At 56.9% G+C, this 15,054-nt stretch carries 13 protein-coding genes; 3 read left to right on the forward strand and 10 right to left on the reverse strand.

Going from position 1 to position 15,054, the window contains the following annotated elements:
- Positions 1–42: 42 nt before the first annotated feature.
- The 8 genes from QP934_RS04880 to QP934_RS04915 form a co-directional block, all read right to left on the reverse strand.
- Entirely contained in the window at positions 43–852 is an 810-nt protein-coding gene (locus QP934_RS04880) for a fumarylacetoacetate hydrolase family protein (protein ID WP_198492937.1), read from the reverse strand.
- Positions 853–1,030: 178 nt separating this feature from the next.
- Positions 1,031–2,050 carry a 3-isopropylmalate dehydrogenase gene (locus tag QP934_RS04885; protein ID WP_284791324.1) on the reverse strand — a complete coding sequence of 340 codons (1,020 nt, stop codon included), beginning with the start codon at positions 2,048–2,050 and terminating at the stop codon, positions 1,031–1,033.
- Between the two features lie 117 nt (positions 2,051–2,167).
- Entirely contained in the window at positions 2,168–3,754 is a 1,587-nt protein-coding gene (serA, locus tag QP934_RS04890; protein ID WP_340419669.1) for a phosphoglycerate dehydrogenase, read from the reverse strand.
- 63 nt (positions 3,755–3,817) lie between these two features.
- Positions 3,818–4,723 (reverse strand): hypothetical protein, encoded by a 906-nt coding sequence (locus QP934_RS04895; protein WP_337888963.1) that lies wholly within the window; start codon positions 4,721–4,723, stop codon positions 3,818–3,820.
- A complete protein-coding gene (locus tag QP934_RS04900; protein ID WP_340419670.1) occupies positions 4,713–6,503 on the reverse strand; it encodes a GmrSD restriction endonuclease domain-containing protein in 1,791 nt (596 codons plus the stop codon). Before QP934_RS04900 ends, QP934_RS04895 begins: the two co-directional genes overlap by 11 nt.
- Positions 6,504–6,614: 111 nt before the next feature.
- Positions 6,615–7,628, reverse strand: a complete 1,014-nt coding sequence (gene ilvC / locus QP934_RS04905) for a ketol-acid reductoisomerase (protein ID WP_419126950.1) — start codon at positions 7,626–7,628, stop codon at positions 6,615–6,617.
- 99 nt (positions 7,629–7,727) lie between these two features.
- Entirely contained in the window at positions 7,728–8,246 is a 519-nt protein-coding gene (gene ilvN, locus QP934_RS04910) for an acetolactate synthase small subunit (protein ID WP_005327728.1), read from the reverse strand.
- Positions 8,247–8,248: 2 nt separating this feature from the next.
- Positions 8,249–10,099, reverse strand: coding sequence for an acetolactate synthase large subunit (locus QP934_RS04915; protein ID WP_419126951.1), 1,851 nt, complete (start codon positions 10,097–10,099; stop codon positions 8,249–8,251).
- A gap of 308 nt (positions 10,100–10,407) precedes the next feature.
- Between QP934_RS04915 and QP934_RS04920 the strand changes: the two genes are divergently transcribed.
- The 3 genes from QP934_RS04920 (at position 10,408) to QP934_RS04930 (ending at position 14,208) form a co-directional block, all read left to right on the forward strand.
- Positions 10,408–10,950 (forward strand): PH domain-containing protein, encoded by a 543-nt coding sequence (locus QP934_RS04920; RefSeq protein WP_198492929.1) that lies wholly within the window; start codon positions 10,408–10,410, stop codon positions 10,948–10,950.
- A gap of 51 nt (positions 10,951–11,001) precedes the next feature.
- A complete protein-coding gene (ilvD, locus tag QP934_RS04925; RefSeq protein ID WP_340419672.1) occupies positions 11,002–12,855 on the forward strand; it encodes a dihydroxy-acid dehydratase in 1,854 nt (617 codons plus the stop codon).
- 78 nt (positions 12,856–12,933) lie between these two features.
- On the forward strand, positions 12,934–14,208 hold the full coding sequence (locus QP934_RS04930) for a glycosyltransferase family 87 protein (protein WP_284810492.1): 1,275 nt from the start codon (positions 12,934–12,936) through the stop codon (positions 14,206–14,208).
- On the opposite strand, the gene QP934_RS04935 is transcribed toward QP934_RS04930, so the two are convergent.
- Together QP934_RS04935 and QP934_RS04940 are read right to left on the reverse strand one after the other, a co-directional pair.
- Positions 14,183–14,497, reverse strand: a complete 315-nt coding sequence (locus QP934_RS04935; RefSeq protein WP_419126952.1) for a transcriptional regulator — start codon at positions 14,495–14,497, stop codon at positions 14,183–14,185. The genes QP934_RS04930 and QP934_RS04935 overlap by 26 nt on opposite strands.
- Positions 14,490–14,996, reverse strand: coding sequence for a hypothetical protein (locus tag QP934_RS04940; RefSeq protein WP_284810494.1), 507 nt, complete (start codon positions 14,994–14,996; stop codon positions 14,490–14,492). Before QP934_RS04940 ends, QP934_RS04935 begins: the two co-directional genes overlap by 8 nt.
- Between the last annotated feature and the right edge of the window lie 58 nt (positions 14,997–15,054).

The raw sequence follows: 15,054 nt of genomic DNA on the forward strand, positions 1-15,054 counted from the left end.
TCGGAGGTGGGTACGAAGGCGCGGTGTTCTTGGTGGCTTGGGTTATGCACGGTGGATGGAATTGCGCAGGGTGCCGAGGCCTGGGATCTCGATTTCGATGGTGTCTCCTGGAACCATAGGGGCGGTGCCGGCCGGGGACCCGGTGGTGATGACATCGCCGGGCAGCAAGGTGTAGGCGGCGGAGATCTCCTCCAAAATTCCGCCCATCTTCACGATCATCTGGTCCGTATTGGAATCCTGCTTTTGCTCGCGAGAACCCTCGTGCGTCAGATAGGCATTAATCTTCTGATCGTCCAGATTCAAGCTATCCAGATCAGTTTCGATCCACGGGCCGAGCGGGCAGAAGGTGTCAATGCCCTTGGCACGAGCCCATTGACCGTCTTTGAACTGCAGGTCGCGGGAGGAAACGTCGTTACAGATAGTGTATCCCAACACGTGGTCTTTCCAGTTCTCGGCCTTGATGTTTTTCGACGGCTTAGAAATGACCACGGCTAGCTCGCCCTCAAACTCTACGTTGGTGGCGTAGTCCGGGATCTTGATCGCGGCATCCGGGCCAATGACCGCGGTAGAGGGCTTGATAAAAATAGTGGGAGGCAGGCTATCAGCAGACTTTTTGAAAACCTCAGCAACGTGGTCCGCATAGTTGCGGCCAAGCGCTACCACCTTGGTGGGAAGGGTCGGCGCCAACAGGCGAACCTCGTTAAGTTTCCACTCGCGGCCGGTCGGCTCCGGTGGGGTGAAGGGCGTGCCGGCAATTTCCTTTGCCACTAGCTCTTCCATTGGGGCGTCTTTTGGCCCATCGATAATCGCGAAACAGATTCCTTCTGGGTGTGCAATTCGTCCTAAACGCATAGCGGTAATCCTACTCAATAGCCACCTTCACATGTGTGCAAAGGATATGGTGTTAATTAGTTAATTTGAGTAAATTTCCTTTACCCTTTAAATGCCATCGCTGGCCCCACTGCGGGCTACGCTAGGAAACGCTGGGTGCCTGAGACGTCGGCAAGCGCCTGACATAAGAGGCCCACCTCTATGTGACGAGAAGCTTGGCGATCCGGTCACCGACTTCAACGGTCTTTATTGGTTCGGCATCGCGGTGCGCAACATCCTGTGCCACCACATCCTCAATCCGCTGCGCATTAGACTCATCACCCAGGTGACGAAGAAGCATAGCGACGGATAGGATTGCCGCCGTTGGGTCTGCAATCCCCTTACCCGCAATATCTGGCGCAGAACCGTGCACCGGCTCGAACATGGAAGGATTCGTGCCAGAGGCATCGATGTTTCCGGAGGCAGCAAGGCCAATACCGCCAGTTACCGCGCCCGCCAAATCGGTCAGAATGTCTCCAAAAAGGTTATCGGTGACAATAACGTCATAGCGCGCCGGATCTGTCACCATATAAATTGTTGCAGCATCAATATGCTGATAATCCACCCGAACCTCTGGAAACTCGGCGGCGACTTCATTAACGGTGCGCTGCCACAATCCACCAGCATTGACCAAGACATTTGTTTTGTGCACCAAGGTCAGATGCTTACGGCGCTGCGCTGCCCGCGCAAACGCATCGCGCACTACACGCTCGACGCCGAAACGAGTATTTTGCGATACCTCGCTGGCCACCTCGTGCTCAGTTCCCTCTCGCAAGGTACCGCCGTTTCCACAGTACAAACCCTCGGTACCTTCGCGCACCACAACGAAATCGATATCGCCCGGTTCAGCCAGCGGCGAGGAAGCGGTGGGATAAAGCCTGGAGGGGCGAAGGTTCACGTGATGATCCAGCGCAAACCGCATCTTAAGCAACAGCCCCCGCTCCAGCACGCCTGGTGGCACCTCACCTGGGGCGCCGATCGCTCCCAAAAGGATCGCATCGTGCTCGCGCAGGCTCTTCAAATCAGCGTCCGTGAGAAGCTCCCCATTGCGCAGATAACGCCGCGCACCGAGGTCATACTCGGTAGTCTCTATATCGGAGCGAACGGCTCGCAGCACCTTGAGCGCTTCGGCCGTCACTTCTGGTCCAATTCCGTCGCCGCCAATCACCGCAAGTTTCATTATGTAAGATTCCTTTCTCACAGAGTGGATATGGAAGTACCTTATCAAAACAAACCCGCGTAGCGCAGGAATTTACCTAGCACCACGCGGGTTGAGATTCTGTTACAGGCTGCAGCCTTATGCTTCCATGTTCAGCTGTTCGCATTCAGCCCCCAAGGCCGCATTAATTTCGGCGATGAGATGCTCTGGCACCTCGGCTTCCACGCGCAGAATTAACACAGCATCAGATTCCTGTTTACCGTGCGTAAGAGCGGCCGCCACGATGTTAATTCCCGCAGCGCCCAACTTGGTGCCTACCGTTCCCAATGCACCTGGGGCATCCGCATAGCGGAAGAAGAGGTTGCGGCCGGTAGCACGCATATCTACGCCGCGGCCGTTGATGCGAATGAACTTTTCGGTTCCATCGATGCCGATAAGTGCGCCGGTGAGCGAGGAGATCTCGCCATCGGCACCAATAACCTTCACCTGCAGGGAAGAGCGGTGCCCCTTGGACTCCGCATTAGTAGAAACCTCCACCTCTACCCCACGACTATTCGCGATCTGCATTGCATTGACAAAGGTCACCGGCTCCGAAGTCACGCCGCTGAACAGACCTCGGACGGCAGAAAGTCCTAGCACCTCCACGTCTTCGGTAGACAACTCGCCACAGGCCTCCACCTCGACGGCAACGGGGGCCTGACCCAAAAGGCGGCCAGCAGTAAGTCCTAGCTTGCGGGCGAGGTCCAACCAACCAGCAACCTCTTCTCTTACTGCCCCGCCGGAGACGTTGACCGCATCCGGCACAAACTCTCCTTCAAGCGCCTTCAAGACAGACTCCGCTACATCGGTTCCCGCACGGTCCTGGGCCTCTACAGTGGAGGCGCCTAGGTGCGGGGACACGGTGACCTGCGGCAGCTTAAAGAGCGGAGAATCAGTGCACGGTTCCGTGGCATAAACGTCAAAGCCCGCACCTCGATGAGGTCCCGACTCGATAGACTCAGCCAGAGCCGCTTCATCTACCAAACCTCCTCGCGCTGCGTTAATGAGAATCTGTCCTGGCTTCGCCTTGGCCAAAAGTTCCCTATCAAACATTCCGGCCGTCTCCGGAGTCTTTGGTAGGTGAATGGTCACGAAATCGGAACGCGACATCAGCTCTTCTAGCTCAACTAATTCCACGCCCAACGCTGCCGCGCGAGCTGGGTTGGCATAGGGATCGTGCGCGATAATGGTCGTCTCAAAGGATTTCATACGCTGGGCAAAAAGCTGGCCAATGTGCCCAAAGCCAACAATGCCGATGGTCTTTCCGTAGACCTCTACGCCCTTGAAAGAAGAGCGCTTCCACTCCCCTTCGCGCAGGGACCGGTCGGCCGCTGGTACCTGGCGCGCCGTCGCTAAGAGCAGGGCGATGGCCTGTTCACACGCAGAGTGAATATTCGATGTTGGCGCATTGACCACCATGATGCCCTTGTCTGTGGCTGCCGGAATATCGACATTGTCCAGTCCTACTCCGGCCCGGCCCACAATTTTGAGCTTTGTGGCCGCTTCCAATACCTCTGCATCAACGGTTGTGGCAGAGCGCACCAGCAAAGCCTCGGCTTCCGGAACCGCGGCAAGGAGCTCGGCGCGATTCGGCCCATCCACCCAACGGACCTCAACAGAGTCCCCCAAGGCCGTAACCGTGGACTGGGCTAATTTATCGGCAATAAGGACTACCGGCTTCGACATATCTTCCTTCGCTTAAGTGAAATGCGGTGCACGCGGGTTGTCCGCGTGTCAAGGAAGTGTAGTTCAGTCAGGAGTACCCTGCTTGATTTTTGCCTTAAATTCTTTCACTCGACCGAATTCCGGCCCCAAGGCTACTAAGGCGCCGTCCTCCAGGCCCGCTACAGCAGCCATGCTGTGCTTATCCGCTAGCGGATCGGCAGTCGGCATGACCAAAACTCTTCCACCGTAGGCTGCCGCAGTAATGACGTTTGCGATGGGGCTATCCTTAGTGGCAACGATATTTGGCGCCATCTGGCCGTCCCTGCGGGACTGTGCTGGGATGGGCTGATTCTTTTCCTCGCCAGCATCAAGTTCGCCTTCATACGGCACCCAGGCAGGACGCAGCTCCATATGGGGAGTCTTATCCAGCCGTGCAATATCCTTTACCATCTGCTCCGGCGAGGCTACCACCTTGGAACCATACTGGAATGCCGTGAACTCCCCTAGTGCCCTATGCGTTCCTGGATCCTTGATCACGCTGAATTCACCAGAGGTTTCCGTCCACGGCACGTCACCGACTACCACCAGGCGACTTACCCCCAAGTCCGTGAGCAGCTTATGGATTTCCAAACGCCTAGCATCGTCATACTGCACCGCCGGCAAATGCTGGTTTACCGCCAAGGTTGCTGCACGAAGAATAGATTCATCATCCGGGGAAAAGAGGACCAGCGAATCCGAATCTTCAAAAAATAGGCGGCTGGCTTCAATTCCAATGGGGTCATTAACAATGACCAACTTGCCATCAAATTTCGGGTCAATAAGACGGTTTTGGTTTTCCGCCTTGGCCTTGCTGAGATCGATTTCGGACTCATCCAAATCGGACAGACCGCGCCTGACCAGCTTGGATTCTGTGACCGGAGTGCCACAGGCTGCTAGCGCTAGGGAAGCAACAAGCACTGTAGCGGCCAAGCGCACAGATTTAGCGATCAAAAGCTTGCGGACCTTCCTCTCCACCACACAGGTTTGCTTCATCCACATCGCGGATAACGGGTTTACCTAAAGCATATTCCACGATGTCCAAGAACCGGTGACGGCGGTCTGCAAGGAATTCACGCGGCTGGGATGCGCGCAGATAGTCCAGGTTCATTTCGTGGGATGCTAGCACCTCATCAAATTGCGCATCTTCCATGATGGACTTGGACTGAACGCGGGGAAGGTAGCGGTTGGGGGCGAAACCGTCGAGCACTACCTCGGTTCGTTTCCCCATCGGGGTGTAGTTCATCACCGACTCAGCCAAGACGGGATCAACGCCGTGACGCTTGCACCAATTGAGCGGGAACACAGGGAAAAAGCCTGGCTTGAGCTCTTCAAAGGTATGCCGGGTAAAGGCTTTTCCGGTGCGCCAGTCCTTCGCGCCGCGCGCCATGAGGAGGGCATAGAGTCCGTGCCATACGCCATCTTTGCCATCTACGGAAAGCAGACGGGACTCACGGAAGGTGGCATCGGTAACGGTCTTCGGCGCCTCATCCGTTGCACCGGCTACCCATTCGGTGACCTCATCCACGTCGCGAGCTGCGCGCAGCTGCACCGCAGAAGAACCGTAGAGCTCACCAAAGACGCCACACCAGAACCATTGGTTGATGCGGTTCCAGGACTGCTCGGTAGAAAGCGCTCCCCCGCGCTTGGCCAAGCGGGCGATAATGACTGCCAGGGGAACAATCTGCTCATTAAACGGAACCTGATCCATGCTGAGGATGCAGCGCTGCGCCAAGAACTCTGATACCTCGCGGAAGGTGATGCGCAGATCGTTGGCTGCCGACTTGTACTCCGCCAATGACAATTTCAAAATATCTTCGCGCTGGCCACCGGCACAGCCCTTTTCACCGGAGACCAGAAGCGATACTGCGGAGAGAAACTCGGTGCGGCCAATTCCGTCCAAGGCTGGAGACTTCCGCAGGTCCTTTTCCACTTCGTGCCAATCAGCGGCCAAGTGGAAGCTGGGGTCCTCAGAGGCAAAGACGGCAGTTAGCAGATCGAATACGTCCATCTGCAGGCCAGCCGAGTTCGCTTGGGCAAAAATCGAGCCGATCCCAGCTCGCTCCGTTTCGCGGGAAAGTCGAATCATTGGCAGGTCATAGCCGGACAATGGTCGAATGATGCGATTATTAAAGGCAGCCAGTTCCGCGCTGTATTCCTGCTTGGTCGCCGCAAGCTCAAAAAGCATGCCGACGCCGTCTTCACTGAGCAAAGAAGCCACGGGAATGCACATATTCTCTAGTGCATCTTCGCGCGTTAGGACATCGCCCTCAATTGCTGGTGCAAAGTGCGAGCGAATCTTACCGTCTTGATTAACCGCAAAGATGGCATCATCCGGCATTAGATCTCCGCGAACGGCCGCGCGAATATCGATAAAGAAGCGGCGGTGAATCTTCTTCTTGCGGAAGTCAGTGGTGTCTACAAAGCCCTCGCCGTTGAAGCAGTGATACAGGGTGGTCAGGCGCTGCTGCCCGTCCAAAAGGAGCAAGCCGGGGTCGACGCCGGTTTCAGGTGCGCCGGCTAGGGCACGGGGACGAAAGCGCATCTTTTCGTTTCGGGTATCAAGAGCCATGAGCGCGCCAATGGGATAGCCGCGCAGCACGGAAACAATGAGAGAACGGATACGATCTTCATCCCAGGCATAACTGCGCTGGAAGTCAGGTAACTGGATATCCCCGCGATCAATTCGTGCAAAGAGGTCTTTGAGATCATAGCTTGGCGTCGTAAAACCCATGGCCCTCATCCTACTCCCCGCACTGAAGTTTTACCTGAAACAAATAAAGCAAAACCCACGGTAAACATGCCTGTCCACCGTGGGTGTGCGCTACAGACACCGCCTTTATTCCTAGGCAGTAGCATCCAGCGGGTTCTTGACCCAGCTCATCAAATCGCGCAACTTGGTGCCGGTCTTTTCAATTTCGTGCTGTGCAAATTCCTCACGCAGACTCTCCAGCTCCTTGTTGCCGCCCTCAATATTGGCCAGCAGGCGCTTGGTGAAGGTGCCGTCTTGGATATCGGACAAGATATCCTTCATGCGCTGCTTGGCATCAGCATCAATAACGCGAGGGCCAGAAATGTAGCCGCCAAACTCGGCGGTATCAGACACCGAGTAGTTCATGTTGGCGATGCCGCCCTCAAACATCAGGTCCACGATGAGCTTCATCTCGTGCAGCACCTCAAAGTAGGCCATTTCTGGCTCGTATCCAGCCTCCGTCAGAACCTCGAAGCCGGTGCAAATCAGGAACTCTACGCCACCGCACAGAACAGCCTGCTCGCCAAAGAGGTCAGTGACCGTCTCTGCTTCGAAGGTCGTCGGGATAACGCCAGCACGCGCACCACCGATGGCTGCTGCATAAGACAGGGTCAGATCGTGGCCTTCGCCCTTAGGGTCCTGTTCGGTAGCGATGAGGCACGGAACGCCCTTGCCATCAACGAACTGGCGGCGAACCAGATGGCCAGGCCCCTTAGGTGCAACCATGCCAACGGTGACATTGGCTTGCGGTTCAATCAGCTTAAAGTGGATATTCAAGCCGTGCCCAAACAGCAGCGCATTGCCGTCTTCCAAGTTAGGGGCAATTTCATCTTCAAAGATCTGCTTCTGAGAGGTATCTGGTGCCAGCAGCATAATTACGTCTGCCCACTTGGCAGCTTCTGCAACGGTCTTGACCGCAAAGCCTGCTTCCTCGGCCTTGGCCGCCGACTTGGAACCTTCACGCAGACCAATAACAACCTCGACGCCGGAATCGCGCAGGTTCTGCGAGTGTGCATGCCCCTGGGAGCCGTAACCAATAACGGCTACCTTGCGACCCTGAATGATAGACAGATCCGCATCATCGTCGTAGAAGGTTTCAATAGCCATGTCGTAGTCCTCAATTCTGTAGTGATTGTAAGTTCAATGAGTTAACGTCCCACCTAGCACTATACCACTGCGCGAGACGCAGTGACCACATAGTGGGATTTAATTTCGCGGGGGTGCCATCGCCTTGGGGCCACGCCCCAAGGCCACGTCACCAGACTGCACCAGCTCGAGCACACCGAATGGCTCCAGGACGTCGAGAAGCGCCGCTAGCTTTCCAGGAGTACCGGTAGCCTCTACCACCACGGATTCTTGTGCCACGTCTACCACGCGGGCACGGAAGATATTAACGGCATCGACCACCTGCGGCCGGTTGGCGTTATTCGCAGCCACCTTGACCAGCATCAGGGCACGCGCCACGGTCGAATCCGCCTCGAGCTCCACCACCTTGATGACCGGCACAATCTTGTTGAGCTGCTTGGTTACCTGCTCCATAATCCTTTCGGACGCATCGACCACGATGGTCAGCCGGTTAATCCCTGGATTTTCCGTTTGGGCAGAAACCAGCGAAATGATGCTGTACCCACGCCGGGAAAACATGCCGGTCACACGGGACAGGATCCCTTCGACGTCTTCTACCAGGACCGACAGAGTATGCCGGGAAACGTCACTGGGTGCCATGCCTATACCTCCTGGATAGTCTCGTCGATATCGGCAGGAGCTTCTGCTGCCGATTCATTGTCATCAAACAGCGGGCGCAAGCCACGGGCATATTGAATTTCTTCGTTGGACGCCCCACCGCCAATCATTGGCCAGACCTGGGCATCCTCACCAACGATGAAGTCAAGGACCACTGGGCGGTCATTGATTGCGCGGGCCCGTTCAATGGCCGGCACTACTTCTTCCTGACAGGTGACTCGGATAGCCTCGCATCCCAGCGCCTCTGCCAAGCGGACGAAGTCTGGGGTATAGGCATCTCGTTCTCGCAGCTTGGTATTGGAGTAATTCTCATTAAAGAACAGTGTCTGCCACTGACGGACCATGCCGAGGTTGCCGTTATTAATGACGGCAACCTTAAACGGAAAGCCCTCCAATGCCGCGGTGGTGAGCTCCTGGTTGGTCATTTGGAAGCAACCGTCACCGTCAATCGCCCACACTTCTTTATCCGGGCATGCTGCCTTGGCGCCGAGGGCCGCCGGCACGGCATAGCCCATGGTTCCGGCACCGCCGGAGTTGATCCAAGAGCGTGGATGCTCAAAATCAATGAACTGTGCCGACCACATCTGGTGCTGTCCCACACCGGCACAGTAGATAGCCTCAGGACCTACGGTTTCACTCAGCTTTTCCAACACAAATTGGGGATTGAGCTGCCCATCCGGAGTGGGATCATAGCCACGGGGAAACCGTTCCTTGAGCCCATCGAGGTAATCCCGCCATGGGCCTACTTCCGGAGATTTCACCGCGGAGTTCTTGCGGTACTCCTTTAAAAGACCTGCCAACACGTTGCGGGCATCACCCACGATTGGCACGGCAACGTCGCGAATTTTCGAAATTTCAGCCGGGTCAATATCAGCATGAATTACCTGGGCCTCAGGGGCAAAAGTGGAGGTATCACCGGTTACTCGATCATCAAATCGCGCGCCGATAGTAATCAACAGGTCAGCTCGCTGCATGGCCGCAACTGCAGGGACGGTGCCATGCATGCCCGGCATGCCCATGTGGAGCGGATGAGATTCCGGGAAGGCCCCCAAGGCCATGAGCGTAGTCACGACAGGGATTCCGGAAAATTCCGCAAACTCGCGCAGCTCCTTGGCTGCCTCGGCCTTGATGATACCGCCGCCGGCATAGATGACCGGCTTTTCTGCCTGTGCAATGAGCTCAACCGCTTGCGCGATCTGGCGAGAGTGTGGCTTGGTCGTCGGTTTATATCCAGGCAGATCAAACGTAGCCGGGAAGGAATATTCCAATTCACCGTTTTGCACGTCCTTCGGGATATCCACTAAGACCGGCCCCGGACGGCCCGTAGAAGCCAAATGGAATGCGGCTGCAATGGCAGCTGGAATCTGGCTCGGTTCCGTCACGATGTAGTTGTGCTTGGTAATCGGCATCGTCACGCCGCGAATATCGGCCTCTTGGAAGGCATCGGTTCCCAAGAGGTTGCTACCCACCTGGCCGGTGATGGCAACGATGGGAACGGAGTCCAGGTTGGCGTCGGCAAGCGCTGTCACCAAGTTGGTCGCACCCGGCCCAGAGGTGGCAATGCATACGCCTACCTTGCCGGAAGCTTGGGCATAGCCTTCGGCGGCGTGGCCGGCACCCTGTTCATGGCGGGTGAGCACATGGCGCAGCTTGGTCGAGGTGTGCAAGGCATCGTATAGAGGAAGCACGGCACCGCCTGGAATGCCGAAGACGAGATCGGTTCCCAAGTCTTCGAGAGTGCGGACAATGGCGTGGGCACCACTCATCCGCTCCGGAGCGTGGGCGCGTGAGGCTGCAGCCACCGAAGCGGGCGTGGGCGAAGTTGTCGTAACCACGGTTAATGTGCTCCTTGGAATGGTCTATTACTGGTCCTGATCATCATTGGCACCGGCTCCAGATATGAACGAAGCTCCCGCGGGCTTTTCTGTCTGCGGGGGCGAAATGCGTCGACGTCATGAGGCGTCGCGGTCACCACCGCGTTGGTACTACCTGAAGTCGAATAATGATCATGGGCATGACTATACCTTGATAGGTATTACACTCGTGGTAATTACCCCCTTTTGGGATCCGATTCCCACCTGGTGGGACACGCCTGAAAAATAGGTTCGCCCTTGCCGGCCTTAGTGAATTAGGCTTGCACACTATGACTCCACCACCTAAGGACAACAAACCTCGTCAGTCCACCACCCAGGCAGAGGTTTTCAAGCCATCCCGCGACCACATCTTGGGCATCCTCATCCTGTCCGCCATTGCTCTGCTGAGCATCGGATGGGCCCCCAAATACCTCGCATGGCTGTTCATAATCCCCATCCTCGGATTGTGGTGGGTCATAAAATCCCGCACCAAAGTCTCCGAATCTGGAATCGCTATCTCTTACGCATTCCGGAAAAATATCCAGATCGCATGGGACGATTTCGCCGGAATCGGCTTCCAACGCGCCCGCGCCTTCGCCCGCACCAAAGCCGGCGCGGAGCACAGCCTGCCCGGCGTTACCTTTAATTCGCTCCCGCGACTTTCGGAGGCCTCCCGCGGCCGCATCCCTGACGCCCTTACCCAGGGCCGTGAAGCGGCAGATGACAAGGTGGTAATTGTCCACCGTGACGGCCAACAAGTCCTCCTCAGCAAAGAAGAGTATGAGGACTACCTCGAGCGCCACCCCGAGCTCAAGCCTTCGGCCGAAAACTAAATACGCCGCCTACACTCCCCCACATCCTTGAAGGAATGGTGACTGAAAACCATGTTCCCGCTGCGTTCAAAAGTAACTACCGTCGGCCGCCAAGCCTCTGGAGCCCGCGCCCTCTGGCGGGCCACCGGCACCAAGGAAAATGACTTTGGCAAACCAATCGTCGCCATTGCCAACTCCTATACCCAATTCGTCCCCGGCCACGTACACCTTAAAAACGTTGGCGATATCGTCGCCGACGCCGTACGCGAGGCCGGCGGCGTACCGAAGGAATTCAATACCATCGCTGTCGATGATGGCATCGCTATGGGGCACAGCGGCATGCTCTACTCGCTGCCTTCGCGCGAAATCATCTCCGATTCCATCGAGTACATGGCCAATGCCCACACTGCCGACGCCCTAGTATGCATCTCCAACTGCGACAAAATCACCCCGGGCATGCTCAATGCGGCGCTACGGCTAAACATTCCCACCATTTTCGTCTCGGGCGGACCGATGGAGGCCGGCAAAGCCGTGGTGGTTGATGGCGTAGCCCACGCCCCCACTGACCTCATCACCGCTATCACCGCCTCCGCCAATGACGCGGTATCTGATGAAGGCTTGACCCAGGTGGAGGAATCCGCCTGTCCCACCTGCGGCTCCTGTTCTGGCATGTTTACCGCCAATTCCATGAACTGCCTGACCGAGGCACTCGGCCTGGCGCTGCCCGGCAACGGCACCACCCTGGCCACCCACACGGCTCGCCGCAGCCTATTTGAAAAGGCCGGCTCCACCATCGTCGATATGTGCCGCCGCTATTACGGCGAGGAGGACAAATCCGTTCTCCCCCGCAATATCGCCACCAAGGAAGCCTTCACCAACGCCATGGCGCTAGACATGGCCATGGGCGGATCCACCAACACCATCCTGCACACGCTTGCAGCCGCACAGGAAGGCGAGGTGGATTTCACCCTCGATGACATTAATGACATCTCCTACCGCGTGCCCTGCTTGTCCAAGGTCGCGCCCAATGGCACCTACCACATTGAGGATGTCCACCGCGCCGGCGGCATCCCCGCCATCTTGGGAGAACTTCGCCGCGCCGGGCACCTGAACTTGAAGGTGCATACGGCGCTGTACGATAACGCCGAGCAGTGGCTCGATGATTGGGATATCCGCAACCCGCACGCCACCGATGAGGCCCGTGAGCTTTATCTCGCCGCCCCCGGCGGCGTGCGCACCACCGAACCATTTTCCCAATCCAACCGCTGGGACGAGCTCGATACTGACGCCGCTAATGGCTGCATTCATGACGCCGATCATGCCTTTTCTTCCGACGGCGGCCTCGTTGTCCTGCGCGGAAACCTGGCTCCAGACGGTGCCATCGTGAAGGCAGCGGGCGTCGATGAAGAGCTGTGGACCTTCTCTGGACCTGCTCGTGTGGTCGAATCCCAGGAAGAGGCCGTATCGATAATCCTGAACAAGGAAGTTCAACCGGGCGACGTGGTGGTCATTCGCTATGAAGGCCCGTCCGGCGGCCCTGGCATGCAGGAGATGCTCCACCCAACCTCTTTCCTCAAGGGCGCCGGGTTGGGCAAGGCATGCGCCTTGATTACCGACGGCCGCTTTTCCGGCGGCACCTCCGGCCTTTCCATCGGCCACATTTCCCCCGAGGCGGCCCACCAGGGCCTAATCGGGCTCATCGAAAATGGCGACACCATCACCATCGACATCCACGAGCGCCAACTCACCCTGGATGTGGACGAGGACGTGCTGGAGCGCCGCCGCGCTGCCCAAGAACTGCGCGAGCACCCCTGGACTCCAGTGAGCCGCAACCGACCGATCACCAAGGCGCTGCGCGCGTATGCGGCCATGGCAACCTCTGCCGACCGCGGCGCGGTACGCGTGGTCGACGGTTATGTGAATTAGCAGGAGATAGCTGCTAAATTGCTGTGCCTCGGTGGGGTGCACGCCCGTTTACCTGCAGATCGCATAAAGTGTACTGCGATGAAACTCGCGCGCACCCCATTTTTCCGTTATGCCTTAGCTCTGCTGGGGCTCCTCTGTGGCGCCCGAAAGGTTGTTCAGGACACCCGCATCACGGACTTCCCCATCGATATGGTGATCTACCGCGAAGGCGTCAAGGCCTTCCTTGAGCATCGCTCCGTCTATAGCGAGCCCATGCTGGCCGGCGATGTCGAACTTCCCTTCATTTATCCGCCCTTTGGCGCGCTCGTCATGGTTCCGATCACGGCCTTTGACGGCATTGACCACGATATGGCGGGCGACATTATGGTCGTCCTTTCCGATCTACTCCTGCTTGTCTGCCTCTACTTTGTCTTCAAGGCGGTGCTAAAGAAGCCGGAGTTCCTCCTGCCCGTTACCGCCATTACTTGGGCCATTGCCTTGCGCTTCGAACCGGTTGACCTCAACAATGGTTTTGCACAGATCAATATCGTGGTCATGACACTCGTTATCCTCGACCTCGTTCCGCGCAAGCGCTTACTGCCGCAGGGCGTCTTGATTGGTTTGGCCGCCGCTATCAAAATTACCCCACTGGCGATGCTACTCTACTTCCTCGTGCGCAAGGAATGGAAGCAGATTGCCACGGCTTTCCTTTCCGCAGTCGCTGCCACCCTCCTCGCCGCAGCCTTCCGCTGGGACGCATTCGTAGAGTTCTTCAGCTCAAAATTGCTCGATATGGGCTCTGGCGGCGACTTCGGCGTCGCAACCGACTACCAGTCCAATAGTTCCATCAAGGGCGCCATTCAGCGCATGTATTCCTCTACGGAAGCCATGGACGCCAATGGACTGACGATCAACCTTGCGTGGCTCGCAGCTTCCCTAGTAGTTATTGCCTTTGCTGCGTGGCTTATCAAGCGACTGTGCGAGAAGCACTTGCTTGTCGACGCCCAATTGGTCACCGCTCTCACCCTCCTCCTCATCTCCCCTGTTTCCTGGTCGCACCACTGGGTCTGGCTCACGCTCATTATCCCGGTCTTCGTCTACCGCGCTTGGTCCTGGCTGCCGTCTGGAGGGGCTGCGGGCAGCCTCTTGACCGTCCTTATCGCCTGGGCAGCCATGCTGCTAACCGTCCCTCCCAAATGGTGGTGGGGCGATCAAGTCGATGTCCACGCCATGGAGCGCTACCAGAAGTTCTGGGTGGATGACTTTGTGTGGCTAACCATACTGACCGTCGCGCTTTTCGCAGCCGCTTTCTATGCCTCCCAGCACAATAACCGGAACGCGAATACCGCTACTCCTGCCCTGCTAACGTCTTAAGCGCTGCAAGGTGCGAATCGAATGCGGCCTTGCCTTTGGCCGTGAGCATCACCCATACCGTGTCCTTGCCGCGCGAGGATCCATACTCACGAAAACGGCTGATATAACCCTCTTTTTCCAGTGCGCTTAGCTGCTTAGACAGCGTGGCATCGGATAGATTCACTTTGTCCCGAATCGCTGCAAAGCGCATCTCTTTGTTGATGGCGCCTTCCACTGCGCCAGCCGCATTGAGCACCGCACAAATCTTAAACCGATTAAGCGGGTGGATTACCGGATCAAGCTCACTCATCGTCGCTTGCCTGCTTATTACTCTCGTGGTCTCGCGTGGACAGATCCATCGCACCGGAGTTAAAAACCCAGAAGACAGCGAGTCCCCACAGCGTGGATGCTACGGCCGCAATTACCATGTGTCCTTCGAAAAAGGTCTGGAAAAACGTAGGGACAAAAATCAGAATGATTCCGAAGTAGTATTTCTTATCCGGCTGCGGCTGGGCGAAAGGATCTTGCCTATAACCTGCGCGCACGTCGCGCTTCTGAGCGCCAACCCAGAGAGCTACTCCCACGCAGACCACCACTAAACCAAGGGACAACCACCACGGCATGCCATTGCCCCATTGGATCAAGATAAACCAAAGTACTGCCAGCGCTGCAGCAAACAAGGCATTAAGCGCAGTCCGCCGTCTGTCGCTTTGTTCCTTCTCCACTTCTTCATTGAAGGCCAGTGCCTCGTGCACGCTCTCGTCCATGATCGTCGTTCCTTTCGCCTTCAACCTTTCGTTGTTTTCCACTTTAGAAAGTATCATACTTTCCACCCCGGAAAGCAAGAGTAAAAGAAAATCCGTCGCT

The sequence above is a fragment of the Corynebacterium sp. MSK122 genome (assembly GCF_030229435.2).
GTDB lineage: Bacteria > Actinomycetota > Actinomycetes > Mycobacteriales > Mycobacteriaceae > Corynebacterium > Corynebacterium marquesiae.